We start from the raw sequence: 23044 nt of genomic DNA on the forward strand, positions 1-23044 counted from the left end.
CAGCGCGCGTCCCGGCCCGGCGCCTTTCCGGCGCAGGGAGCTCCATGGATGTTCCAGACTTTCTTCTGCCACTATCCGTCCGATACCTGCTGCCAGCGGCCGCAACCGCTGGCAGCGCTGCCGCTGGCGATCACGCTGACGCTGGCGCTGGCCATGGGGCTGACCGGTTGCGCAAGCCTGCCGGCATCGGCCCAGCGCCCGCCGTCCAGCGCGCCGGCCGCCACCGCCACTGCCGCGGACACGCCGCTGGGCAAGGCGCTGGCCCCGCGCCTGGCGCAGCGCCCGGGCGAGTCGCTGTTCTACCCGCTCTCGTCAGGCCCCGATGCGCTGGCCGCGCGCCTGGCGCTGGCCCGCGCGGCGCAGCGCAGCCTTGACCTGCAGACCTACATCCTCGAGCCGACCGGTACCGGCGCCGCGGTGCTGGGCGATATCATCGACGCTGCCGACCGTGGCGTGCGCGTGCGCATGCTGCTCGACGACCTGCGCACCGGCGGCGAGGTAGACAAGGTCCTGTCGGCGGTTGATTCGCATCCCAATATCGAAGTGCGCCTGTTCAACCCGTTCGCCAACCGCAGCCTGCGCTGGCTGGAAATGCTGGCGGACTTCAGCCGGCTGGACCGGCGCATGCATAACAAGTCGATGACGGTGGACAACCAGATGTCGGTGGTGGGCGGGCGCAATATCGGCGATGCCTACTTCTCCGCGCGCACCGACATGGATTTCAGCGACCTCGACGTGCTGATCGCCGGCCCGGCCGTGCCGCAGGTATCCGCGGTCTTTGACGAATACTGGAATGACGAGTCTTCCTACCCGGTGGTGGCGCTGATCCCCGAGGGCAAGGAGGCGCCAGTGGAAATGCGCAACCTGCGCAAGCGCCTCGAGGCGCGCGGCGACCAGGCCAAGGCCAGCCAGTACGTGCAGGAACTGCTCGACTCGGGCCTGGCCAAGGGCATCGAAAGCGGCCGCATGCCGGCCTACACCGGCAAGGCTACGGTGGTCTCCGACAAGGCCGCCAAGATCACCCACCAGACCCATGACGATCCCGGCCATGCCACCGCCCGGCTGGAGAAGATGATCAGCGGCGCGCAGAAGGAAGTCCTGCTGATCTCCCCATACTTCGTCCCCGACGACGACGGCGAAGCCTGGCTGATCGCGATCGCAAAGCGTGGCATCCGCGTGCGCATCCTGACCAATTCCTTCTCGGCCACCGACGTCAGCGCCGTGCACGCGGGCTATGCCCCGCACCGCGAGGCACTGGTGGCCGCCGGCATCGAGCTGTACGAACTCAAGCCCAGCGCCTATGCCGAGCTGGCGCAGCGCGGCAAGGCCGCCAAGGGTTCGCGCTCGCGCTCCTGGCTGTCGTCCAGCCGCGCCAGCCTGCACGCCAAGAACTACATCGTCGACCGGCGCCTGGTGTTCATCGGCTCCCTCAACATGGATCCGCGCTCGGCCAAATTGAACACCGAGATGGGCATCGTGCTCGACAGCCCGGCGCTGGCCGAGCGCATGATCAAGACCACCGAGGACGGCCTGCTCGACATGGCCTACCGCGTCGGCGTGCGCACCGATGCCGACGGCAACAACGCGCGGCTGACGTGGACCACGCGCGAGAACAGTCAGCTCACCACCTACGACAGCGAGCCCGGCATGGGCGCACTGCAGCATCTGGGCATCGGTGTACTGCGTGTGCTCCCGATCAAGAAAGAGTTGTAAACATCGCTGCACGGCGCCGACGCGCCTTTCCTGAACCATCGTTTGCGGTTATGGTTTTTCGCTTCATTGCACCGTGCCGTCCCGGCACGCCCGCCGCAAAGGAGCGTTATGAAAGCCGCCGTCCTGCATCAACCCAAGACCCCGCTCGTGATCGAAGATGTTGCCATCGGCAAGCCCGGCCCGCGCGAAGTGCTGGTGCGCACCGCTGCCGTGGGCGTGTGCCACTCTGACCTGCATTTCCTGGACGGCGCCTATCCCTACCCGATGCCGGCCATCCTGGGGCACGAGGCCGCCGGCGTGGTCGAGCAGGTTGGCGCCGAGGTGCGCACGGTCAGGCCCGGCGACCACGTCATCACCTGCCTGTCGGCGTACTGCGGCCATTGCGAGCATTGCCTGACGGGGCACCTGTCGCTGTGCATCGAGCCCGACACCCGCCGCCGCGAGGGCGAGGAGCCGCGGCTTATGGCGCGGCAGGGCGGACCCATGAACCAGTTCCTGAACCTGTCGGCCTTTGCCGAGCAGATGCTGATCCACGAGCACGCGCTGGTGGCGATCCGCCGCGACATGCCGCTGGACCGCGCCGCGCTGATCGGCTGCGCCGTCACCACGGGCATGGGCGCGGTCATCCATACCGCCAGGGTGCAGCCGGGCGAGAGCGTGGCCGTGATCGGCTGCGGCGGCATCGGCCTGGCCACGGTCAACAGTGCCGCGATTGCCGGCGCCGGCCGCATCATCGCGATCGACCGGGTGCCGGCCAAGCTGGAACTGGCGCGCAAGTTCGGCGCCACCGACGTGATCGATGCCGGCAATGCCGACGTGCTCGACGCCGTGCGCGGGCTGACCGGCGGCGGCGTGCATCACGCCTTCGAGGCCATCGGCCTGAAGCAGACCACCGAGCAGGCCTTTGCCATGCTGCGCCGCGGCGGCACCGCCACCGTGATCGGCATGATCGCGCCGGGCGTCAAGATCGAACTGAAGGGCAGCGACTTCCTCGGTGAGAAGCGCATCCAGGGCTCGCTGATGGGCTCGAACCGCTTCCCGGTCGACATGCCGCGCATGGTCGATTTCTACATGGCCGGCCGGCTGCACCTGGACCAGCTGATCGCGCAGCGCCTGCCGCTGGAGCGCATCAACGATGCCTTTGACGAACTGCGCCGGGGCGAACTGGCGCGATCGGTGATCCTGTTCGAGTAAGAGTTAAGTAAGCGATCGCCTCAGGGTTGCGCGGGACCGCTGCCGAGCGCTGCTTGCATCGACCGGTGCCATTGTCCACACTGTGGGACAATGCCGCTCTCCCACCGCAGCCGCCTCCAACCCTATCCCAGCTTCCCCCCGCATGAAGACCATCGACTGGAAAGACTGGGAAATCTTCTGCCGCGTGGTGGAAGGCGGCGGCTTCACACAAGGCGCCGAACTCGCGCAAGTGCCCAAAACCTCCGCCAGCGCCGCCGTGGCGCGGTTGGGCCAGCCGCAGCGTTCGCCGTGGATGGCTCAGTAGGGCTGGTTCGCGGGCCGGACCTCGAAGCGCAACTGCTCGGCCAGGTCCAGCATCTCTTCATCATCCTCGCTACGCGTGATCCAGCCGGCGTAGGCGTCGCCGCCGGTATCCCAGTTCCACAGCGTATAGCCGGCCACGCGCAACTGGTTGTGCGCCAGCTCCATCAGCTCGGGCACGCTGGTGCTTTCCAGGAACGACTCTTCCTCGGGCTCGTCCGTGCCCCAGTCGATTTCCAGGTCGATGCGCTCGCACAGCTGGTTCAGGCAGCCGATAAAGGACTGGCAGTCCTTCCAGTCGACAAAGAAGCCGGATTGCCAGTCGATGACTTCGCGCACCACCCACAGCAGCTCGCCGCCGTCGGTGTCGTCGTCCTCGGCGTCAAGCAGCGCGTCTTCGAACATCGACAGCTGCGCCGCCGTCTGCGCGCTGTCGTCGAGGTTGATCAGGGCGAAGAAACGCGCGATCGCGTCCTGCGTGTCGTCGTCCAGTGGTGTGGCCATGCGGGATCTCCTGTGGTGCCGTGCGGCTTGGTCATGCCGCGATTAGTGCCGCGACCTATGCCGCGATGCGCATGATCTCGCGTTGGCCCGCCGGTGTCACGCGCAACGCGCGCGAAGTGCGCGTAGTCTCGACCCAGCCGCGCTCCAGCAGGCTGCCCAGCAGCGCCGCGCCCAGCGCACCGCCGAGGTGGGGTTTGCGCTCGCTCCAGTCCGGGCAGGTGCAGGCGAACTGGCGCCGCTTGCGCCGCGCTGCAGCAATGTCGATGCCCAGTCCCGCCAGCGCCTGCGCGCCGTCGCCGCTCAGCTCCACGCGCTGCGCGTCCAGCACCAGCCAGCCGCTATGCGTCATCCGCTCGAACAACCCCACCGCCAGTTCGCCGGCCAGGTGGTCGTAGCAGGTACGCGCCTGCCGCAGCGCCGGCGGCGCGGTGCGCGACACGGGCACGTCGCGCAGCCGCGGCGGCCGGCTGGCCAGCGACGCCGACGCCAGCGCCTCGATCGCCACGCCAATCTCCGGCGCCGCCAGCCGGTAATACCGGTTGCGCCCGCGCGTCTCCACCGCCAGCATCCCGCCCTCGGTCAACCGCGCCAGGTGCCCGCTGGTGGACGACGCCGACAGGCCGGCGATCAGCGCCAGCTCGCCCGCGGGCCGCGCGCTGCCATCCATCAGCGCCCATAGCATGGCGGCGCGGCCGGGGTCGGCGAGCAGGCCGGCCAGCTGGCTGATACCGGGGGTGTAATCCATGGTTCGGCTCCGGGTGAAGGGTGCAAGGCGGAGTATATGGCCGAACTCGGGGGCCATTACGTGCGAGATAGCTTCATCGCGCGCACGTAGTCCTGCGCCGGTCGATCACTCCCACAAATCTGTGGACAGGGTTAGGCGATCCAGGCGGACCAGCGGAGTGTTGCCGATTGCGTCGACGATGGATTCAAGGACTTTGCTCATAGTGCCTTCCTGCAGCGGAAAGCAGATGTGTCTTGAATGGCAAGTTGTCTCTGGTGGCGAAGATTGGACAATCGTGAGGGTTTCTAGGAGCGGGCAGACTTAATCCTTTTCAAGGTGAGTAGTCGCCGTTAGAGCGATGGCAGCCTAAGTGCGGCGCGATGGTCGCTCCTTCGAGGTCAAGCCACTCTACGCCAGGTGGGAGCGCACCATCAGCGGCCGAGAATGGCCGAACTTGGGCTCACGTCAAGGCGGTGCTGGCGCAGCGCTTACTCTGCTCCGAGATTAGCCGCGTGTTCTGAGGCTTTCCGCACAAACGTCATCAATCTTTGGGATGAAGCGGCTCATGCTTGTTACTAGTCTGAAACATCCGAAGCAGGCCCTAGACAGGAGACAATATGACTACGGCAGCCACTCCCACAGGTTCCGTGCTGGCGCAACGATTCAAGCAACGCTTGAAGCCATTCATGCCGGCGTGGCTGCTGAAATTCCGCCGCGACGGTGTGATACGCAGGGAAAGCTCATTGTACGAAGGCAAGTCGCTGGGCGAAATCTTCACCCATGTGTACGAAACCGGCGCCTGGGGCGTGGCGGAGGACCAGTCGGGGTTCTATAGCGGCAGCAGTTCCCACGACCCGAAGATCGTCGAACCCTATGTCGAGGCGGTGACTGCGTACCTGACGGCAATGCCGGAGCGGCCGTCCGTCGTCGACATGGGCTGCGGCGACTTCAATGTCGGCAAACGCCTGCGCGCCGTGTGCGGACGCTATATCGGCTGCGACGTGGTGGACGCGGCGATCCAGTCGAACCGCACGAGGTTCGCCGATCTTGACGTCGACTTCCGCTGCGTCGACATCACGACCGACCTGCTGCCTCCTGGCGACATCGTGTTCCTGCGCCAGGTGCTGGACCATCTGGACAATGCGCGCATCGCCACCGTGCTGTCGAAGCTGGGGCCGTACAAGGTCCTGATCCTGACCGAGTACCTGCCACAAAGCGCAAACTTCACGCCCAATCTCGACAAGACGATCGGCTCGCACCTGCGCCTGTTCGGGGCGCAACCGAGCGGGCTCGTGCTGACCGCGCCGCCGTTCAATCTGAAGGTGCTGTCCGCGCGGATTCTCTGCGAAGTTCCCGACAGCGGTGGTGTCATCCGCACCATCGCGTACAGATTGCCGGGACGCTGAGTCCTGTCGATCGGGAGCCGTCTCGGCAATTGCACGGGAGACGGCCTCGAACACCACGCGCGGCGCTTCGTGCGCTACCAACAGCGCTTCGGCGCGCAGTTTGTCGCCAGCGGGCCGGCGTGGTCGCTCGACGCCAAGGGCGCGGCCGAGCTGACGCGCGTGCCCGATGGCGTGGCGGCGCGCTGCGTCAATGACGAGGAACGGCTCGCGCGCCGTTTCGAGATGAGCTGCGATGCGTCGTTCTGGCGCGAGGCCGGGGTGGAGGCGGGCTTCGAGTCGGTGCCGCTGCACGGCTACGTGCATCTCTTCCACCTGGAATGGCACCGCAACCTGTGGGTGCATGTGCAGCACCTGACCGAATACCGCTACCAGCCAGAGTTGCGCGACAAGCTGGTGCTGCCCGACCACCACCGCGACCTGATCGATATCCTGACCTCGCACATGGACGTGCTGGTGCCGGACTTCGTGGCCGGCAAGTCGGGCGGCACCACCATCCTGTGCCAGGGCGCGCCGGGACTGGGCAAGACGCTGACCGCCGAGATCTATGCCGAAGTCGTAGGCAAGCCGCTGTACCGGGTCCATTCGGGACAGCTCGGCACCACGGCGGCGTCGGCCGGCGCCAGCCTGGGCGGCATCCTGCAGCGCGCCATGCGCTGGAACGCGATCCTGCTGCTGGACGAGGCCGACGTCTGTATCCGCTGCCGGGACAACGACCTCGAGCACAATGCCATCGTCGCCGAGTTCCTGCGCACGCTGGAGTACTTCAACGGCCTGCTGTTCATGACCACCAACCGCATCGGCGAGGTCGACGATGCCATCCTGTCGCGCTGCATCGCCACCATCCACTACGAAACGCCGGGCAAGGTCGATGCGCGGCGCCTGTGGCGGCTGCAGGCGGCGCAGTTCGGCGCCGAGCTGGGCGACGGGCTGGTCGAGGCGCTGCTGCGGGCCTATCCGAAGGCCAGCGGGCGCGATATCAAGGAGCTGCTCAAGCTGGCCACCCGCTATGCCTGCGCGCGGGAGGTGCCGCTGAACGAGGACGTGTTCAGGCTTTGCGGGCAATTCCGGGGACTGAACTGAAGCGCATGCCGTGAAGCGCGGGCCAGCGGTATCATGGCGCATCTGCCAACGCCGCTGACGCGCCCCATGAGCCTCGATCCTGCCGAACTGCAGGCTGTACGGCCCTACCTGCTGCGCTTTGCGCGCCTGCAGCTGCGCGATGAGGGGCTGGCGGAAGACGCCGTGTCGGAAACGCTGCTGGCCGCGCTGGAGCACCCGGAGCGCTTTGGCGGCCAGTCCTCGCTGCGCACCTACCTGGTCGGCATCCTCAAGCACAAGCTGATCGACAGCCTGCGCAGCGGCCGGCGCGAGGTGCGGCTGGCGCTGGTGGCGCCGGAGGACGGCGAGGTGCCGTCCGAACAGGAGGCGCTGGATGCGCTGTTCACGCGCAACGGCCACTACCAGGACCCGCCTTCCGACTGGGGCGACCCCGAGCGCGCCTTCGAGCGCCGCGAGTTCTTCGAGATCCTGCAGTTGTGCGTCGACCGGCTGCCGCCGCGGCTGGGCCGGCTGTTCATGATGCGGGAATGGCTGGAGCTGGATACCGAAGAAATCTGTCAGGTCTTGCAGATCAGCGCGACCAATGCATGGGCCATGCTGTACCGGGCCCGCATGCGGCTGCGCGCGTGCCTGGAACTGCACTGGTTCGGGCGCCGCGACGCAACCGGCAAGGGGTGATCGGCCTCCTGCGAACGATCTCGTCCACATAACCCTCGGCAACCACCATGCCCGACCGCCCCGCCCGCCGCCTGCTGCCGGACTGCGAAGAGGTTCACCACCTGACCATGAAGGGCCTGGACCAGCCCTTGTCATGGGTGGAACGGCTGCGCATGCGCAGCCACCTGGCGATCTGCGAAGCCTGCACCGTGTTCAGCGCGCAGATGCGGACCATGCGGGAGGCGATGCGGCGGATGGGGCGGGAGGATTGAGGCCACTGCTCGCAATCAGGTGCGCGAGGTGCTGAACGCAAGCCAACGTCTCTCGCAAACGCTCCCCTCCCCCGCGAAGTGGGAGAGGGGAGCAAACCGGCGGCAATCACGCACGCGCACCTTCGCCGTAGGGATCGAAACCACCCACGCGGCTGCCTTCGCTGTACGGGTCGAAGCTGCGCGCCGGGGCTGCCGATACGCCGCTGCGGTCCAGGCCGGCCACCGTGCGGGCGCCGTCCACGTACGTATCGGGCTTGCCGGCGCGGGCGCCATCGGTGAAGGCATCGTGCGAACGGAACTCATAACCGTACTTGTCGCCAGGCAGCGTGGCGGCGGCCAGCGTGCGCGCACCGTCGGTGAAGACGTCGTGCGAGCGGAACTCGTAACCATACTTGTCGCCGGGCAGCGGTTCGGCTGCGCTAGCGGCGTGCGCGGCGCCGAGGGCGGCCAGCGACAGGAACAGGGCGGAAGCGAAACGGGCGGTCTTGGTCATGATTTTCTCCAGTATTATTCGTTGAATTTGGCAGAACGTCTTGCTGTGTGTGCGTGCCGTTCATATAACGAACTATAGGAGTCTTGGTCGGGCATAAGCGGGGAGCATTATGGACAAATCGTTCAAATAAATTGAAATAGATGCCGGCTGGCGCGCCGCGTTACGTCATGACGCAAATGTAATCGGCTCGCCGCGTGAACACTGCCCGGCCTCGGTTAAACTTGCGGCTCACTGCCATTCCCGACATGCAACGCCTGCTCCTCATCGTCCTCGCGCTGATCCTGCCGCTCCAGTTCGCTTGGGCGGGAGCGGCCGCCTATTGCCGGCACGAGGTGGCAGCGGCGGCCAAGGCGCACCTGGGGCATCACGAGCACCAGCACCAGCAGAAAGGCGAGGCCGGCCAGCCCGCAACCAAGGCCGACGCTGATGTCGACAAGCTGGGCATCGCCGATCCCGACTGCGGCGTCTGCCATGTCGCCTCGGTCCCGTTCGCACGGGCCGACGGGCCGCGCGTGCAGGCCAGCCAGCGCGTTGAACTGGCGCAGGCCCCGCGGCAGGCCGGCTTCTCCTCCCACAGCGCCAGGGCGCCCGACCGCCCGCAGTGGCCCCGTCTCGCTTAGCCGGCGAGACGACGCTACCCGCTTCCCTGACTTCTTCCTGATTCGCTGAACTCAGGCGTCTCGCCGAATTCCCGGTTTCTTTCCTGGTGCAATTCGATGCGAAGACTTTTGCTGCCGCTGGGGCTGGCGGCCGTACTGACCAGCCCGCTTGCCGGCGTCGCCCAGACGCCACCATCCGCCATCCAACCCTCGCCGTACGCCGCCAGTGCGGACGGCGCGGGCGTACGCGAGCCATCCGGCACGCTGACGCTGGACGCCGCGCTGGCGCTGGCCGAAGCCGGCAGCTTCGCGCTGTCCGCCGCCGGCAAGGAGCTGGATGCCACCGAGGGCGACCTGACGCAGGCGCGCGTGATCCCCAATCCCGAGCTGGCAGTGTCGATGGAAGACACGCGCCGCGCCACGCGCTCGACCACCGGCCAGTTCAACGTGCCGATCGAACTCGGTGGCAAGCGCGCCGCCCGCATCGGCGTGGCCGAGCGCGGCCGCGAGCTGGCGCAGGCGGAGCTGGGCGGCGTGCGCGCCGAACTCCGCGCCGCGGTGATCGCGCGCTTCTTCGGCGTGCTGGTGGCGCAGGAGCGCGTCAAGCTGGCCGAGGGCTCGGTCGGCATCGCCAGCCGCGCGGCGCAGGCTGCCTCGCGCCGAGTCGCCGCCGGCAAGGTGGCGCCGCTGGAAGCGACGCGCGCACAGGTCGAGCAGGCCAACGCCGAGCTGGAACTGGCCGAGGCCACCGGCGCGCTGAAGTCCGCACGGCAGTTGCTGGCCGCGCTGTGGGGCAATGCCGCGCCGCGCTTCGCGCAGGCACAGGGCGACCTCGACGCGTTGCCGTCGCGCCCCGCGCCCGCCGCGCTGGAAACGGCGCTGGAAGATTCGCCGTTGCTGGCCGCGAGCCGGCTCTTAGCCGAACGCAGCCGCGCCGAAGCCGCGGTGGCGCGCAGCCGCCAGTACCCCGACGTCACCGTCAGCCTCGGCGCCAAGCGCGACAACGAGGCCAACCGCAACATGGCCGTGCTGGGCGTGGCGATCCCGCTGCCGCTGTTCGACCGCAACCAGGGCAACCTGTACGCGGCGCTGCGCCGGGCCGACCGCGCGCAGGACGTGCATGCCGCCAACCGCATCCGGCTGGCCAATGAATTGCAGCAGGCGTCGACGCAGCTGTCGGTGTCGCGCGCCGCGGCCCAGACGCTGCAGGGTTCGGTGCTGCCGGCGGCGGAGCAGGCGTATGCCGCCGCTTCGCGCGGGTTCGAGGCCGGAAAATTCAATTTCCTCGACGTGCTGGACGCCCAGCGCACCCTGTTCCAGGCGCGCATCCGCTACCTGGACGTGCTGGCCCGCACCTATGACGCGGCCGCCAGCATCGATCGCATCCTCGGACACTGATACGGAAGGCTCCAGGCATGGCAATAAGCAAGCAACAACGGGCCGCGGTGGTGGCCATTCTGGTCGCGGGGCTGCTGGGCGGCGCGGCGATCCTGTTCACGGGCAAGGGCGGCGGGTCGGGCGAGGCCGGGCATGAGCATGGCGAGCACGCTGAAAAGGGCGAGCATGCCGACCATGACGACGGCCACGCGCACGACAAGCCGGCGAGTACGCAGGCCGACGCCCCCGCTGCCGCCGCTGCGCCGGCGCAGGCCGCGGACCGGCCCCATGTCATCAAGCTGACGCCGGAGCAGGTGCAGCAGGCCGGCATCGGTATCGCCACGGCAGGCCCCGCGCCGTTGCGCGGCAGCATCGATTTCCCCGGCGAAATCCGCTTCAACGACGACCGCACCGCGCACGTGGTGCCGCGCGTCGCGGGCGTGGCGCAGGCGGTGCCGGCCAACCTGGGCGAGCAGGTCGCCAAGGGCCAGGTTCTGGCAGTAATCGCCAGCACGGCACTCGCCGAGCAGCGCAGCGAACTGCTCGCGGCGCAGCGGCGCGAGGCGCTGGCGCGCGCCACCTACGCGCGCGAAAAGACGCTGTGGCAGGAGAAGATCTCTGCCGGGCAGGACTACCAGCAGGCCCGCGCCGCGCTGGAAGAAGCGCAGATCGCGGTGCAGAATGCCAGGCAGAAGCTGGTCGCGATCGGCGCATCGGAAAGCGCCGGCAAGGATCGAGTGGACGGCAAGGGCGGCAGCCTGAACCAGTTCGCGCTGCGCGCCCCGTTCGACGGCATCATCGTCGAGAAGCACCTGTCGCTGGGCGAAGCCGTCAAGGAAGACGCCAGCGTCTTCACCATCTCGGACCTGAGTTCGGTCTGGGCCGAGTTCGTGGTCTCGGCGCGCGACCTCGACCAGGTGCGCGTGGGCGAGACCGTCAGGATCCGTTCCACCGCCTCGGAGACGCAGGCCGAGGGCAAGGTCTCCTACGTCGGCGCGCTGCTCGGCGAACAGACCCGTACCGCCAAGGCCCGCGTGACGCTGTCAAATCCGGGCATGGCGTGGCGGCCCGGGCTGTTCGTCACCGTCAGCGTGCTCGGCGCCGCGATGCAGGTGCCGGTTACGGTGGAAGCCGATGCCGTGCAGCAGGTCGATGGCCGCAGTGCCGTGTTCGTCGCGGTGCCGGGCGGGTTCGCCATGCAGGCGGTCAAGACCGGCCGCAGCGGCGGCAAGCTGGTCGAGATCACCGAAGGCCTGCAGGCCGGCGCGCGCTACGCCGCGGCCAACAGCTTCATCCTCAAGTCCGAGCTGGGCAAGGCCAGCGCCGGGCATGAGCACTGAGCGGGAGGCGCCATGTTCGAACGCCTGATCCGCTTTGCCATCGAGCAGCGCTGGCTGGTGCTGCTGGCCGTGCTCGGCATGGCCGCGCTGGGCCTGTACAACTACACCCGGCTGCCGATCGACGCCGTGCCTGACATCACCAACGTCCAGGTGCAGATCAACACCGCCGCGCCCGGCTATTCGCCACTGGAGACCGAGCAGCGCATCACCTACCCGGTCGAGACCGTGATGGCGGGCCTGCCGGGGCTGGAGCAGACCCGCTCGCTGTCGCGCTACGGGCTGTCACAGGTCACGGTGATCTTCCGCGAAGGCACCGATATCCATTTCGCGCGGCAGCTGGTCAACCAGCGCATCCAGGAAGCGCGCGACAAGCTTCCACCCGGCATCACGCCGGCGATGGGCCCGATCTCGACCGGCCTCGGCGAGATCTACCTGTGGACCGTCGAAGCCGAGCCCGGCGCGCGCAAGCCCGACGGCACGCCCTACACGCTGCCCGACCTGCGCGAGATCCAGGACTGGGTGATCCGTGCGCAGCTGCGCAACGTGCCTGGCGTGGCCGAGGTCAATGCCATCGGCGGCCATGCGCGCGCCTACGTGGTGGCGCCAAGCCTGGAGCGGATGGCGTCGTACGGGCTGTCGCTCGCCGACGTGGTCACGGCGCTGGAGAAGAACAACGACAACGTCGGCGCCGGCTACATCGAGCGGCGCGGCGAGCAATACCTGGTGCGCGTGCCGGGCCAGGTGCGCTCGCTCGACGATATCCGCGACGTCATCGTCGGCACCGCGCAGGGCCAGCCGATCCGCGTGCGCGATTTGGCCAGCGTGCAGACCGGCGGCGAGCTGCGTACCGGCGCCGCCACCGAGGATGGCCGCGAGGTGGTGCTGGGCACGGTCTTCATGCTGATCGGCGAGAACAGCCGCACGGTGTCGCAGGCCGTAGACCGCAAGATGGCGGAGATCAACCGCACGCTGCCGGCCGGCGTGAAGGCGATCACCGTGTACGACCGCACCAAGCTGGTCGACAAGGCCATCGCCACGGTGAAGAAGAACCTGCTGGAAGGCGCCGTGCTGGTGATCGCCATCCTGTTCCTGTTCCTCGGCAACCTGCGCGCGGCGCTGATCACCGCGCTGGTGATCCCGCTGTCGATGCTGTTCACCTTTACCGGCATGGTCCACACGCGCACCAGCGCCAACCTGATGAGCCTGGGGGCGCTGGACTTCGGCATCATCGTCGATGGCGCGGTGGTGATCGTCGAGAACTGCGTGCGGCGCCTGGCGCATGCGCAGCAACGGCATGGCCGCGCGCTGACGCGCACCGAGCACCTGCACGAGGTCTTCGGCGCCGCGCGCGAGGCACGCCGGCCGCTGCTGTACGGCCAGCTCATCATCATGGTGGTGTACCTGCCGATCTTTGCGCTGACCGGTGTCGAGGGCAAGATGTTCCACCCGATGGCGATCACGGTGGTGCTGGCGCTGCTGGGCGCGATGGTGCTGTCGGTAACCTTCGTTCCCGCCGCGGTGGCGCTGGCGATCGGCAATCGCGTGGCCGAGCGCGAGAACCGGCTGATGGCGTGGGCGCGGCGCCGCTATGCCGTGCTGCTGGACCGCTCGCTGTCGGCGACGCCGGTGGTGCTGGCGCTGGCCGGCGTGGCGGTGGCGCTGTCGCTGGCGATCGCCACGCGCCTGGGCAGCGAGTTCGTGCCCAGCCTCAACGAGGGCGACCTCGCCATCCAGGCGCTGCGCATTCCCGGCACCAGCCTGACGCAATCGGTGGCGATGCAGCAGCAGGTCGAGACCACGCTGAAAGCGAAATTCCCCGAGATCGAACGCGTGTTCGCGCGCACCGGCACCGCCGAGATTGCCTCCGACCCGATGCCGCCGAATATCTCGGACGGCTACATCATGCTCAGGCCGCAGTCCGAATGGCCCGCGCCGCGCCGCACGCGCGACGAACTGATCGCCGCGATCCGCGCGGAGGTCGGCAAGCTGCCCGGCAACAACTACGAGTTCTCGCAGCCGATCCAGCTGCGCTTCAACGAGCTGATCTCGGGCGTGCGCTCCGACGTCGCGGTCAAGGTGTTCGGTGACGACAACGCCGTGCTGGAAGATACCGCCAACCGCATCGCCGCGGTGCTGCAGGGCATTGCGGGCGCGGCCGAGGTCAAAGTCGAGCAGACCACCGGGCTGCCGATGCTGAGCGTCAATATCGACCGCGACAAGGCCGCGCGCTACGGGCTCAACCTGAGCGATATCCAGGAAGCGGTGGCGATCGGCATCGGCGGCAAGGTGTCAGGGACGTTCTTCAGCGGCGACCGCCGCTTCGACATCGTGGTGCGCCTGCCCGATGCCGTGCGCGAAGACGTGGACGCGCTGCGGCGCCTGCCGGTGGCGCTGCCGAAAGACACCGTGGCGGGCGCGCGCACCAGCTATATCCCGCTCAGCGAAGTTGCCACCGTGGAGATCGCGCCGGGCCCCAACCAGGTCTCGCGCGAGAACGGCAAGCGCCGCATCGTGGTCAGCGCCAACGTGCGCGGGCGCGATATCGGCAGCTTCGTGCCCGAGGCGGAGGCCGCCATCCGCGATCGCGTGCGCATCCCCGCCGGCTACTGGACCAGCTGGAGCGGCACCTTCGAGCAGCTGCAGTCCGCCACGGCGCGCCTGCGCGTAGTGGTGCCGCTGGCACTGGGGCTGGTGTTCGTGCTGCTGTTCGCCATGTTCGGCAACGTCAAGGACGGGCTGCTGGTCTTCACCGGCATCCCGTTCGCGCTGACCGGCGGCATCCTCGCGCTGTGGCTGCGCGGCATCCCGCTGTCGATCTCGGCCGCGGTGGGCTTTATCGCGCTGTGCGGCGTGGCGGTGCTGAACGGGCTGGTGATGCTGTCGTTTATCCGTTCGCTGCGCGAGGAGGGCGTGGGGCTCGACCAGGCGATCCGCGACGGCGCGCTGACGCGGCTGCGGCCCGTGCTGATGACCGCGCTGGTGGCGTCGCTGGGTTTCGTGCCGATGGCGCTGGCCACCGGCACGGGCGCCGAAGTGCAGCGTCCGCTGGCCACGGTGGTGATCGGCGGCATCCTGTCGTCGACGGCGCTGACGCTGCTGGTGTTGCCGGTGCTGTACCGGCTGGCGCACAGGAAAGATGAGCCGGTGACTGCGGACCGCCAGGCCGGCAATCCATCTTTCACGTCGCCGTGAAGCGTTTGCCGTGCCCAGGCGGCAAACTGGCAGCATATTTCAGCCCCCGTGTGCCGCCATGCTGCCTGCCGCCGAATCCCATGCCAACGATGCCAACCATGCGCTCGACCCGCTAAGCGCCGTCACGCACCCCGATCCCTATCCCTACTACCGCGAACTGGCGACGCACCGGCCGTTCTTCCGCGACCAGCGGCTCGGCCTGTGGGTTGCGGCGGGCGCACGCGAAGTGGCGACGGTGCTGTCCCACCCCGACTGCCGCGTGCGTCCGCCAGCGCAGCCGGTGCCGCCCGCACTGGCTGGTACCGCCGCGGGGATCTGTTCGGCCGGCTGATCCGCATGAACGACGGCGCCGCGCATGCGCCGTTGAAGGACCTGCTGATGCCACTGCTTGCCGCCATCGATCCGGCGGCAGCTGCACGCCGTGCGGCAGCGCTGGCTGAGCTGATGGACGCCGGCACGGCATGGTCCGCGGAACGCATCAATGGCGTCCTGTCGACGCTGCCGGTCGTGACGCTGGCTGACCTGCTCGGCCTGCCCGTCGCGGTGGATCGAGCCACGGCAGCGGCCGTGGCCGCCCACGTCGCAGCATTTGCCGCCGCACAGTCACCGCTTGCCGATGCGAACGCCGTGCAAGCCGGAGCGGTCGCCGCACAATGGCTCGGCAACTGGCTCGCCAATGCCGTACCGGCAGCAGGCCCGTTGCCGTCGCTGCAGCAGGCTGCCTGTGCGGCGGGCATCGATGCGCAAGCGGTGGCCGCCAACACCATCGGCCTGCTGGTGCAGGCCTGCGAAGCCACCGCCGCGCTGGCAGGCAATTCGCTGCTGCATCTCGGCCGTGGCAAGGCGTTGCCCGGAATATCACCGGACCAACTGGTCACAGAGGTGGCGGTGTCGGATCCCCCGGTGCAGAACACGCGCCGCTTCCTCGCCGCCGATGCAACCCTGTGCGGCCATGACGTCAAGGCCGGCGATGTGGTGCTGGTGCTGCTCGCCGCAGCCTCCTGCGGCGGTATGGCGGATGGCGAGCGTCCGTGGACCTTCGGCCACGGACGCCACGCGTGCCCAGGCGACAGGCTGGCGCAGGCGCTCGCCGGCGCGACGGTGACGGCACTACTTGCACGCGGCGCCGCCCCGGCCGTACTGGCGCGCGCGTTCCGCTATCGTCCTTCCCTGAACGCCCGCATCCCGCATTTCTGCTGACCTCACCATTCAAAACACGGAGCCCTCATGATCGCCGTCATCTTTGAAGTCGAGCCCGCACCGGGCCGCCGCGACGCCTACCTCGATATCGCCGCAAGGCTGCGCAGCGAGTTGGAGAGCATCGACGGCTTTATCTCGGTCGAACGCTTCCAGAGCCTGGCCAACCCGGGCAAGGTTCTGTCGCTATCGTTCTTCCGCGACGAGGCGGCCGTGATCGCCTGGCGCAATACCGTGGCACACCGCGAGGCACAGGCCGTGGGCCGCGGCGGCGTGTTTGCCGACTACCGCCTGCGCGTGGCACAGGTGCTGCGCGACTACGGCATGCACGCACGCGACGAAGCCCCCGCCGACAGCCGCGCAGTGCACGACCGCAAGCCCGGCTGAAGGAGCATGCGATGACGATGGAAGCAATCGGCACGCAGGCTGCCTTTATCGGCCTGACCTTCCTGCTGGCAGGCTTGGTCAAAGGCGTGGTGGGCCTGGGCCTGCCCACCGTCGCGGTGGGATTGCTCGGGCTGGTGATGCCGCCGGCGCAGGCCGCGGCGCTGCTGGTGGCGCCGTCGATGGTGACCAACGTGGTGCAGCTGTTCAGCGGTCCGCGCTTCGGCCAGCTGGTACTTCGGCTATGGCCGATGCTGGCGGCGATCTGCGCCGGCACGTGGCTGTGCGCTGCGCTGGTGGCGGCCGGGATGATGACCCACGCCACCTCGGCGCTTGGCGTGGCGCTGGTGCTGTATGCGGTGGTCGGACTGGCAGCGGTCAAGCTGCACGTGCCGCCGGCGGCAGAGGCCTGGCTCGGGCCGGTGGTCGGGGTGGTGACCGGCGCGATCACTGCGGTGACCGGCGTGTTCGTGATTCCCGCTGTGCCTTACCTGCAAGGGCTGGGGCTCGAAAAGGAGGGCCTGGTGCAGGCGCTGGGGTTGTCCTTCACGATCTCGACCATTGCGCTGGCGGTCAGCCTGGAGCTGGACGGATCGTTGCTGCACACCCCGGTGCTGGGGGCTTCGTTGCTGGCACTGGTGCCTGCGCTTGGCGGCATGTTCATCGGGCAATGGCTGCGCCATCGCATCAGTGCGGAGCGCTTCCGCAAGCTGTTCTTCTGCGGGCTGCTGGTGCTGGGCGGCGAGCTGGCGATGCGCGGGCTTTCGTGATCACGCTTTCGCATACGATCGGTTTTCTCCCCTCTCCCGCTTGCGGGAGAGGGAGCACCCAGTCGGTTAAGCAAAGGTCATGGGTACGCGAACGATCCTCACCGCCCCGCCTGCACCACTCGCCCATTCAACGGCTGCACCGGCCGCGCATTCATCGGGTAGAGCTTGCGGAACGTCGCCAGTTGCGCCGCCGAAATCTCCACCGGCGTCTTCAACACCTGCCATCGCACATCCTCGCTGCAAGGCGGCGTGGTCAGCGAGCCGGTGAACGCCCAGTAGGATTGCTGCGCAGGCAGCAGCGCCGCCACGTCAATCGGCGCACCCAGCTCGCGCGACTCGCCGGCCTTGGCCGGCAGGCTGGCAAAGACCGGCTGCAACGCCGCGTTTTCGCGCCCGGTCTTGAACAGCACCGCCACCACCGCCAGCTTGCCTTCGGCGTTCTGGTGCACCAGGTGCGCCACCAGCGGATAGGCCTTGCCGTTGATCTTCTCTTCGCTCGGCGTATGGAAGTGGAATTGCACCAGCTTGTACGCCGCGCCGTCGAACTCGGCCTGCCCGCCCGCAGGCAGGTTGACCTGGATGGTATGGCCGTTGTTGACCACGGTTGCCGGCGTTGCGGTGTAGCCAAAGCCGATCGGCTTCAGGTCTGCGCTCACGGTCTTGTTGGTACGGATATCGATGGGCGACTGGTGCTTGCCCAGCGTGCAGGTCTTGTAGCCGGCGTCGAGCTCGCCCCAATGGCTGGCGCCGGTCGGCCCGGCGTAGGTCCAGTGGGTGTCGTTGCCTGCCCAGGCGGCAGGGGCGAGCAGGGCTGCGCAAATGGTGATGGCCGGCAGCTTGATGGTCATGTCGATGCGTCCTCGTGTAGGTGACCCCTTCGTACTCCGAACTCCCGGGTTGGCGCGATCTGCTGCCACGCCTGATCCGGGCCCGAAATCATGCAGCAAAAATCGCCCCGCGCGAACTCAGCATTACTGAATTCCGGTCTGCACTGCGCTTATTCCGGGTATGCGGCTGACGCTGGCGCACTGGCCAGCAATGGGACGGTCCGGGGTATTCGAGCCGTTTGATCGACGGCGCGGCCCTGGACCGGCAAGCGGGTTCATGACAGGCACGGCCGGCGTGATCCGGCCGTGCCTGCGCCTTCAGTGGGGCGGGGTGCCCGGCTGGCTTGACTCCAGCTGGTCCCGAACCGCGGCGATATGGTCGCCGGCGGCATCGACGGCCGCTTCGAGATCCTGCTCGCTGCAGTGAAGCTCGCGGCACCAGTACTGCACTTCAAGCGGATCCATCAGGTTAACGCGGCCCGGATCCAAAGGCCTGAACTGGCTCGTTGCATCGATCATGCTCGCCTCCTGTCCGTGCCTCGGCGCGACACGACCCTTGCATTGTAGGCAGTGATCGCGATCGCGTTGCATGCAAAGCCGATGCTGTGCGCCATGCCATGCACGCGACTCGGCATATGATGCACGGGTTACCCACACCGACAGGACGACGCATGCCCCGCTCTTCCGGTGCAAAGCTCTGGTCCACGCTGAACAAGGCCGCCACGCGCAATGCCCGCCGCATGCAGCGCGCGGTCAACCGCAACATCACCAAGCCGATGACCGAAGCCATCGTGCGCAACGCGGTGAAGCAATCCGCTGCAGTCACCGCGGCCACGCAGCGCGCGCTGTCCGGCGTGGTGTCGCCGGCCGAGCCGCCGCGCAGCCGCGGCAGCGGCCGCTGGGAGGAGGGCAGCTGGGGCGCCGGGCCGCTCGCGCCGCGGCGCTATCGCATCTTCGTGCCGGCGGGCGCCAATGGCAGGCGGCGCGCACCGATGCTGGTGTTGCTGCATGGCTGCGGGCAGGACACCGCCAGCTTTGCAGCGGTCACGCGTGCTGCCGCCGTGGCGCGCGAGGCGGGCTGGGTGGTGCTGTTGCCCGAGCAGAGTTCGCAGGCGAACGCGCAGCGCTGCTGGAACTGGTTTAAACCCGCCGGGCACGGTGCGGTGGAAGCGGGCCTGCTGATGGCGCTGGTCGAGCAGGCATGCCGCACGCATCCGGTGGCGGCTAACCGCGTCAGCGTGCTCGGCTTGTCAGCGGGCGGGGCGATGGCTTTGACGCTCGGCCTGCGCTATCCCGCGCGCTTCGCGGCGGTGGGCTCGCATTCCGGTGCGGTGCCGTGGAGCGCCACCAACGCGGCGCAGGCCACACGCGCGATGCGCGGCCAGCGCGGGCCCGATGCGCAGGCCGTCCACGCGCTGCGCCTCGGCCTTGCCGGCCGGCGCCCGCCGCCGCTGCTGCTGCTGCATGGCGACGCCGACGCCATGGTCGACTTCAGCAATGCCACCGCGGCGGCGGCACTGTGGATGCACCTGCAGCCCGAAGGCGCCCATCCGCTTGCCGCGGTGCCGGCGCGGCGCGCCCAGCGCGGCATGCGGCGTGCGGTCGATGTGTTCGACTGGACCGAGGGCAAGGCGCCTTACATGCGGCTGGTGCGGGTCGAAGGGCTCGGCCATGCGTGGAGTGGCGGAGCCGGGGGGCACGCGTTCTCGGATCCGGCGGGGCCGGATGGGCTGAAGCTGGCGTTGCGGTTTTTTCTGGCGGTCGGGGGGTGAGGAGCGTCACCCCGGCGTCACCCCAGCGTCACCGGCTCGATCACTACATCAGTGACCGCACAAGCCACGCACGGCAGGATCAACCCTTCCTCTTTCTCATCCAGGCTCAGCCCGGGCCATTCGATCCGGTAGCGGATCGATCCGGCATGCAGCCGGCTGGCACAGGCGCGGCAAGTGCCGTTGCGGCAGGAGTTGGGCAGCGGCACGCCGTCCAGCAAGGCGGCTTCCAGCAAGCTTAGCGCGGCCGGGGCGGCAAAAGTCTGGCCGCCTGGCAGCACCTGCGCGGTGAATTCGCCGCCGATGTCCGCTATGGACGCATCGCGTTCATCCATGGGAATCGTCCTGTGCCTGCGGAAATTGCGCGCGCCCATGGGTGGCGTCGCGCAAGGCATCGCGCGCCGTATCCACTTGCGTGGCGGGAAGGCGCAGCACCAGCGTTGCCAGCGCGCCATAGGCGGTATCGGCCAGCGTGCAGCCATGCTGGGCGGCCTGTTCGATCCAGCGGCGCACGCGTGGCTCGTCGGCATAGTCGATCGATATCGTCAGCGTGGCGTAGGCGATGCGCTCGATGCGTTCGGCCGATTTCAGCGCGGCGGCGATGGCATCGGTGTAAGCGCGCACCAACCCGCCAGCGCCCAGCTTGACGCCGCCGTAGTAACGCACCACCGCGGCCAGCACGCCGTCGAGGTCGTGGTGGCGCAGCACTTCCAGGATCGGCCGGCCGGCGGTGCCCGAAGGTTCGCCGTCGTCGGACATGCCCGACGCGCCGCCGGCGAGCAGCGCCCAGCACACATGGGTAGCGGTGGGGTGTTCCGCGCGCAGCGCCTGCAGCGCGGCCATGGCCGCGTCGCGGTCGGCCACCGGCAAGGCCAGGGCCAGGAAACGGCTCTTGCGGATTTCGACTTCGGCCTGGACAGGGTGGGCTAGCGTGTAGGTCGGCAAGCGGGAAGGGCGGAAAAAGCTGGAAGAAGCTGCGCGGTGCGGCCGCGGACAGAAGCGGGAAGTGTACCGCAGCGGATGAGGCACCCCGGCCGTGGCTCCCATGTGAAGTGTTGCATCGTCAACTTCCTGTCACAAAGACGCCCTACGATCTCCGGCTGTCGGGCGCAATGCCGCCCGCCGCCCGCCTGTGCCAACAGGTGCCCGGCCGCCCGCGCGGTGCCGGCGCGATCAAGCGGTCAAAAAAACCAGATCCATCCCTTTCCCCGGATAAAACCATGCAACAACAACCTGATGCTGGCCGCCGCAAGGCCCTGAAACTGCTGGCGGGCGCGCCGATGCTTCCGTTTGGCCTGGCTTCCGCCGGCCTGCTGGCCGGCTGCGGCGGCAGCGACGATGCCGTGGCCGCGCCCGCCACTGGCCCGGCGCCTGGCGCCACCTTCACCACGGCCGAGTTCATTCCCATGAGCGCGCCCACGCTGTCGGATGCCGCCGCGATGGCGACCACCACTGTCGGCTCGAGCCTGAAGGTGTCGTTCAGCGACGGCAGCAGCACCACCTACAAGCTTGCCTACCAGCCGTTCTTCGTCACCGGCGACACGCTGCCGGACGGCAAGGGCGGCACCATCGTGGCCGGCGGCTACTACAACATCAACAACCAGCCGATCATGGACACCTCCGTGGCCGGCAAGGAACGCCAGTTCTTCTCCGACGCACCGGACGGCAGCTCGCTGCTGAAGCTGGCCAACCCGACGGTGCCCGGCGTCAAGGGCAATACTGTGTTCGCCGTGGTGCAGTTCGAGTACACCTCGCGCAACCAGAACAACACCAGCATGTACGGCCTGCTGCCGTCGCCGATCGCTGTCGTGACGCTGGACCAGGACCCGGCCACCGGCAAGCTGACCCCGGTGAAGTACCACAACGTCGATACCTCCGGCGTCAACGGCCTGTGGATCACCTGCGGCGCGAGCCTGTCGCCGTGGAACACCCACCTGTCGAGCGAAGAGTACGAGACCGACCTGAAGGACGCCGCGGCGGTCACGCAACTGCAGGGCTACAGCCAGAACCTGTATGGCGACCCCGCCAGGGCCAATGCCTACAACTATGGCCACCTGCCCGAAGTGACGGTCAACCCCGACGGCACCGGCACCATCAGGAAGCACTACTGCCTGGGCCGCATCTCGCACGAACTGGTGCAGGTCATGCCCGACGAGCGCACCGTGCTGATGGGCGACGATGCCACCAACGGCGGCTTGTTCATGTTTATCGCCGACAACGCGCGCGACCTGTCCAGCGGCTCGCTGTACGTGGGCAAGTGGCAGCAGACCTCGGGCGTCGGCCCGGGCAGCGCCACGCTGTCGTGGATCAAGCTGGGCAGCGCCACCAGTGCCGAGATCCGCGCGCTGGTCGATGGCGGCATCAGGCTGGCCGACATCATGGACGTGCAGACCGTCAACCCGAACGACAGCAGCTACACCCGCGTCCTGTACAACGGCAAGGCCAACTGGATCAAGCTGGTGCCGGGCATGGAAAAGGCCGCGGCCTACCTGGAAACCCACCGCTACGCCGCGCTGGTCGGCGGCAGCCTGGGCTTTACCAAGATGGAAGGCACCACGGTCAACATCAAGGACAAGAAGGCCTACTCGGCGATGTCGCGCATCGAGTCGAGCATGCTCACCGGCAATGCCGCCAACCAGGGCGACATCCAGGTCGAAGGCCCGTACTCCGGCGCCGTCTTTGAGCTGAACCTGAAAGGTGGACAGACCGACAAGAGCGGCAACGCCATCAACAGCGAATGGGTGCCGGTCGACATGGCCGCGGTGCCGGCACTGGTCAGCGAAGACCTCGGCGGCGGCAAGATGAAGCAGCAGGATGCGCTCGGCAACTTCGCCAACCCGGACAAGGTCGCCACGCCCGACAACCTCAAGTTCTCGGAGAAGCTGCGCACGCTGTTCGTCGGCGAGGACAGCAATACCCACGTCAACAACTTCCTGTGGGCCTACAACGTCGACACCAAGGTGCTCAGCCGCGTGCTGTCGTGCCCGGCCGGCGCCGAGTCGACCGGCTTGCATGCGGTGGACGAGATCAACGGCTGGACCTACGTGATGAGCAACTTCCAGCACGTGGGCGACTGGGAATCGCCGCTGCATGACGTGGTCAAGCCGACGCTGGACCCACTGGTGCGTGCCAATTACAAGGACCGCTTCGGCGCGGCGGTGGGGTACCTGACCGGCGACCCGACGGGCGTGAAGCTGGCGAAGGCCTGACCGCAAGCGGGCGCTGTAGCATGAAGGCGGCGGCCTTGGCCGCCGCCAGTGCATCCCG

The 23044-nt window shown here is 68.1% G+C and carries 22 protein-coding genes and 2 pseudogenes; 17 read left to right on the plus strand and 7 right to left on the minus strand.

The window, feature by feature from the left end:
* Positions 1–48: 48 nt before the first annotated feature.
* The 3 genes and pseudogenes from ACAD63_RS22325 to ACAD63_RS22335 form a co-directional block, all read left to right on the plus strand.
* Positions 49–1713, plus strand: coding sequence for a phospholipase D family protein (locus ACAD63_RS22325; RefSeq protein WP_133095636.1), 1665 nt, complete (start codon positions 49–51; stop codon positions 1711–1713).
* 108 nt (positions 1714–1821) lie between these two features.
* Positions 1822–2907, plus strand: coding sequence for a Zn-dependent alcohol dehydrogenase (locus tag ACAD63_RS22330; protein WP_135703296.1), 1086 nt, complete (start codon positions 1822–1824; stop codon positions 2905–2907).
* A gap of 142 nt (positions 2908–3049) precedes the next feature.
* Positions 3050–3175: pseudogene (locus ACAD63_RS22335) on the plus strand (helix-turn-helix domain-containing protein); the annotation flags it as partial.
* 29 nt (positions 3176–3204) lie between these two features.
* Here the strand turns inward: ACAD63_RS22335 and ACAD63_RS22340 are convergent.
* Entirely contained in the window at positions 3205–3711 is a 507-nt protein-coding gene (locus tag ACAD63_RS22340) for a DUF6630 family protein (RefSeq protein WP_135703295.1), read from the minus strand.
* A 55-nt stretch (positions 3712–3766) separates the two neighbouring features.
* Positions 3767–4456: an ArsR/SmtB family transcription factor gene (locus ACAD63_RS22345; RefSeq protein ID WP_135703294.1), complete on the minus strand. Its 690-nt coding sequence runs from the start codon at positions 4454–4456 to the stop codon at positions 3767–3769.
* Positions 4457–5121: 665 nt separating this feature from the next.
* On the opposite strand from ACAD63_RS22345, the gene ACAD63_RS22350 reads away from it, so the two are divergent.
* The 4 genes and pseudogenes from ACAD63_RS22350 (at position 5122) to ACAD63_RS22365 (ending at position 7829) form a co-directional block, all read left to right on the plus strand.
* Positions 5122–5841 (plus strand): class I SAM-dependent methyltransferase, encoded by a 720-nt coding sequence (locus ACAD63_RS22350; protein WP_434034357.1) that lies wholly within the window; start codon positions 5122–5124, stop codon positions 5839–5841.
* Between the two features lie 48 nt (positions 5842–5889).
* Positions 5890–6921, plus strand: a pseudogene (locus ACAD63_RS22355) (AAA family ATPase); the annotation flags it as partial.
* Between the two features lie 66 nt (positions 6922–6987).
* Positions 6988–7578, plus strand: a complete 591-nt coding sequence (locus ACAD63_RS22360) for a sigma-70 family RNA polymerase sigma factor (RefSeq protein ID WP_135703983.1) — start codon at positions 6988–6990, stop codon at positions 7576–7578.
* Positions 7579–7625: 47 nt separating this feature from the next.
* Positions 7626–7829, plus strand: a complete 204-nt coding sequence (locus ACAD63_RS22365; RefSeq protein WP_133095642.1) for a zf-HC2 domain-containing protein — start codon at positions 7626–7628, stop codon at positions 7827–7829.
* A gap of 106 nt (positions 7830–7935) precedes the next feature.
* On the opposite strand, the gene ACAD63_RS22370 is transcribed toward ACAD63_RS22365, so the two are convergent.
* Positions 7936–8322 carry a hypothetical protein gene (locus ACAD63_RS22370; protein WP_434034358.1) on the minus strand — a complete coding sequence of 129 codons (387 nt, stop codon included), beginning with the start codon at positions 8320–8322 and terminating at the stop codon, positions 7936–7938.
* Between the two features lie 245 nt (positions 8323–8567).
* On the opposite strand from ACAD63_RS22370, the gene czcI reads away from it, so the two are divergent.
* The 8 genes from czcI to ACAD63_RS22410 all read left to right on the plus strand — a co-directional run bounded on the left by czcI (position 8568) and on the right by ACAD63_RS22410 (position 17181).
* Complete coding sequence (czcI, locus tag ACAD63_RS22375; RefSeq protein WP_133095644.1) at positions 8568–8942, plus strand: cation efflux protein, CzcI family; 375 nt, start codon at positions 8568–8570, stop codon at positions 8940–8942.
* Positions 8943–9038: 96 nt separating this feature from the next.
* Positions 9039–10319, plus strand: coding sequence for a TolC family protein (locus tag ACAD63_RS22380; RefSeq protein ID WP_434034359.1), 1281 nt, complete (start codon positions 9039–9041; stop codon positions 10317–10319).
* A 17-nt stretch (positions 10320–10336) separates the two neighbouring features.
* Positions 10337–11638 carry an efflux RND transporter periplasmic adaptor subunit gene (locus ACAD63_RS22385; RefSeq protein WP_434034360.1) on the plus strand — a complete coding sequence of 434 codons (1302 nt, stop codon included), beginning with the start codon at positions 10337–10339 and terminating at the stop codon, positions 11636–11638.
* 12 nt (positions 11639–11650) lie between these two features.
* On the plus strand, positions 11651–14830 hold the full coding sequence (locus ACAD63_RS22390; RefSeq protein WP_434034361.1) for a CusA/CzcA family heavy metal efflux RND transporter: 3180 nt from the start codon (positions 11651–11653) through the stop codon (positions 14828–14830).
* 58 nt (positions 14831–14888) lie between these two features.
* A complete protein-coding gene (locus ACAD63_RS22395) occupies positions 14889–15161 on the plus strand; it encodes a hypothetical protein (RefSeq protein WP_434034362.1) in 273 nt (90 codons plus the stop codon).
* A 5-nt stretch (positions 15162–15166) separates the two neighbouring features.
* Complete coding sequence (locus ACAD63_RS22400) at positions 15167–16030, plus strand: cytochrome P450 (RefSeq protein WP_434034363.1); 864 nt, start codon at positions 15167–15169, stop codon at positions 16028–16030.
* Positions 16031–16057: 27 nt separating this feature from the next.
* Entirely contained in the window at positions 16058–16414 is a 357-nt protein-coding gene (locus ACAD63_RS22405) for an antibiotic biosynthesis monooxygenase family protein (protein WP_135703287.1), read from the plus strand.
* Between the two features lie 11 nt (positions 16415–16425).
* On the plus strand, positions 16426–17181 hold the full coding sequence (locus tag ACAD63_RS22410; RefSeq protein WP_135703286.1) for a sulfite exporter TauE/SafE family protein: 756 nt from the start codon (positions 16426–16428) through the stop codon (positions 17179–17181).
* Between the two features lie 98 nt (positions 17182–17279).
* On the opposite strand, the gene ACAD63_RS22415 is transcribed toward ACAD63_RS22410, so the two are convergent.
* On the minus strand, positions 17280–18029 hold the full coding sequence (locus ACAD63_RS22415; RefSeq protein WP_133095651.1) for a carbonic anhydrase: 750 nt from the start codon (positions 18027–18029) through the stop codon (positions 17280–17282).
* Positions 18030–18326: 297 nt separating this feature from the next.
* Positions 18327–18527 (minus strand): DUF3606 domain-containing protein, encoded by a 201-nt coding sequence (locus ACAD63_RS22420; protein ID WP_133095652.1) that lies wholly within the window; start codon positions 18525–18527, stop codon positions 18327–18329.
* 152 nt (positions 18528–18679) lie between these two features.
* Here ACAD63_RS22420 and ACAD63_RS22425 point away from each other — a divergent pair, with 152 nt between their 5' ends.
* The gene (locus tag ACAD63_RS22425; RefSeq protein ID WP_434034364.1) at positions 18680–19780 is read left to right on the plus strand and encodes an extracellular catalytic domain type 1 short-chain-length polyhydroxyalkanoate depolymerase; all 1101 of its coding nucleotides are present in this window, start codon (positions 18680–18682) and stop codon (positions 19778–19780) included.
* Between the two features lie 17 nt (positions 19781–19797).
* Here the strand turns inward: ACAD63_RS22425 and ACAD63_RS22430 are convergent, their stop codons facing one another.
* Both ACAD63_RS22430 and ACAD63_RS22435 read right to left on the minus strand, forming a co-directional pair.
* On the minus strand, positions 19798–20112 hold the full coding sequence (locus ACAD63_RS22430; protein WP_135703284.1) for a 2Fe-2S iron-sulfur cluster-binding protein: 315 nt from the start codon (positions 20110–20112) through the stop codon (positions 19798–19800).
* Complete coding sequence (locus ACAD63_RS22435; protein WP_133095655.1) at positions 20105–20722, minus strand: IMPACT family protein; 618 nt, start codon at positions 20720–20722, stop codon at positions 20105–20107. The genes ACAD63_RS22430 and ACAD63_RS22435 overlap by 8 nt, the downstream gene beginning before the upstream one ends.
* Positions 20723–20997: 275 nt before the next feature.
* On the opposite strand from ACAD63_RS22435, the gene ACAD63_RS22440 reads away from it, so the two are divergent.
* Positions 20998–22986, plus strand: coding sequence for a PhoX family protein (locus ACAD63_RS22440; RefSeq protein ID WP_434034365.1), 1989 nt, complete (start codon positions 20998–21000; stop codon positions 22984–22986).
* The last annotated feature ends 58 nt before the right edge of the window (positions 22987–23044 follow it).

The sequence above is a fragment of the Cupriavidus sp. a3 genome, from assembly GCF_051015765.1.
Classification (GTDB): domain Bacteria; phylum Pseudomonadota; class Gammaproteobacteria; order Burkholderiales; family Burkholderiaceae; genus Cupriavidus; species Cupriavidus oxalaticus_A.

Bases quoted from the DNA above. Each gene is read 5' to 3' on its own strand.
- ACAD63_RS22325 (WP_133095636.1), top strand. From the start codon at position 49: ATGTTCCAGACTTTCTTCTGCCACTATCCGTCCGATACCTGCTGCCAG.
- ACAD63_RS22330 (WP_135703296.1), top strand. From the start codon at position 1,822: ATGAAAGCCGCCGTCCTGCATCAACCCAAGACCCCGCTCGTGATCGAA.
- ACAD63_RS22340 (WP_135703295.1), bottom strand. From the start codon at position 3,711: ATGGCCACACCACTGGACGACGACACGCAGGACGCGATCGCGCGTTTC.
- ACAD63_RS22345 (WP_135703294.1), bottom strand. From the start codon at position 4,456: ATGGATTACACCCCCGGTATCAGCCAGCTGGCCGGCCTGCTCGCCGAC.
- ACAD63_RS22350 (WP_434034357.1), top strand. From the start codon at position 5,122: ATGCCGGCGTGGCTGCTGAAATTCCGCCGCGACGGTGTGATACGCAGG.
- ACAD63_RS22360 (WP_135703983.1), top strand. From the start codon at position 6,988: ATGAGCCTCGATCCTGCCGAACTGCAGGCTGTACGGCCCTACCTGCTG.
- ACAD63_RS22365 (WP_133095642.1), top strand. From the start codon at position 7,626: ATGCCCGACCGCCCCGCCCGCCGCCTGCTGCCGGACTGCGAAGAGGTT.
- ACAD63_RS22370 (WP_434034358.1), bottom strand. From the start codon at position 8,322: ATGACCAAGACCGCCCGTTTCGCTTCCGCCCTGTTCCTGTCGCTGGCC.
- czcI (WP_133095644.1), top strand. From the start codon at position 8,568: ATGCAACGCCTGCTCCTCATCGTCCTCGCGCTGATCCTGCCGCTCCAG.
- ACAD63_RS22380 (WP_434034359.1), top strand. From the start codon at position 9,039: ATGCGAAGACTTTTGCTGCCGCTGGGGCTGGCGGCCGTACTGACCAGC.
- ACAD63_RS22385 (WP_434034360.1), top strand. From the start codon at position 10,337: ATGGCAATAAGCAAGCAACAACGGGCCGCGGTGGTGGCCATTCTGGTC.
- ACAD63_RS22390 (WP_434034361.1), top strand. From the start codon at position 11,651: ATGTTCGAACGCCTGATCCGCTTTGCCATCGAGCAGCGCTGGCTGGTG.
- ACAD63_RS22395 (WP_434034362.1), top strand. From the start codon at position 14,889: ATGCTGCCTGCCGCCGAATCCCATGCCAACGATGCCAACCATGCGCTC.
- ACAD63_RS22400 (WP_434034363.1), top strand. From the start codon at position 15,167: ATGAACGACGGCGCCGCGCATGCGCCGTTGAAGGACCTGCTGATGCCA.
- ACAD63_RS22405 (WP_135703287.1), top strand. From the start codon at position 16,058: ATGATCGCCGTCATCTTTGAAGTCGAGCCCGCACCGGGCCGCCGCGAC.
- ACAD63_RS22410 (WP_135703286.1), top strand. From the start codon at position 16,426: ATGACGATGGAAGCAATCGGCACGCAGGCTGCCTTTATCGGCCTGACC.
- ACAD63_RS22415 (WP_133095651.1), bottom strand. From the start codon at position 18,029: ATGACCATCAAGCTGCCGGCCATCACCATTTGCGCAGCCCTGCTCGCC.
- ACAD63_RS22420 (WP_133095652.1), bottom strand. From the start codon at position 18,527: ATGATCGATGCAACGAGCCAGTTCAGGCCTTTGGATCCGGGCCGCGTT.
- ACAD63_RS22425 (WP_434034364.1), top strand. From the start codon at position 18,680: ATGCCCCGCTCTTCCGGTGCAAAGCTCTGGTCCACGCTGAACAAGGCC.
- ACAD63_RS22430 (WP_135703284.1), bottom strand. From the start codon at position 20,112: ATGGATGAACGCGATGCGTCCATAGCGGACATCGGCGGCGAATTCACC.
- ACAD63_RS22440 (WP_434034365.1), top strand. From the start codon at position 20,998: ATGCAACAACAACCTGATGCTGGCCGCCGCAAGGCCCTGAAACTGCTG.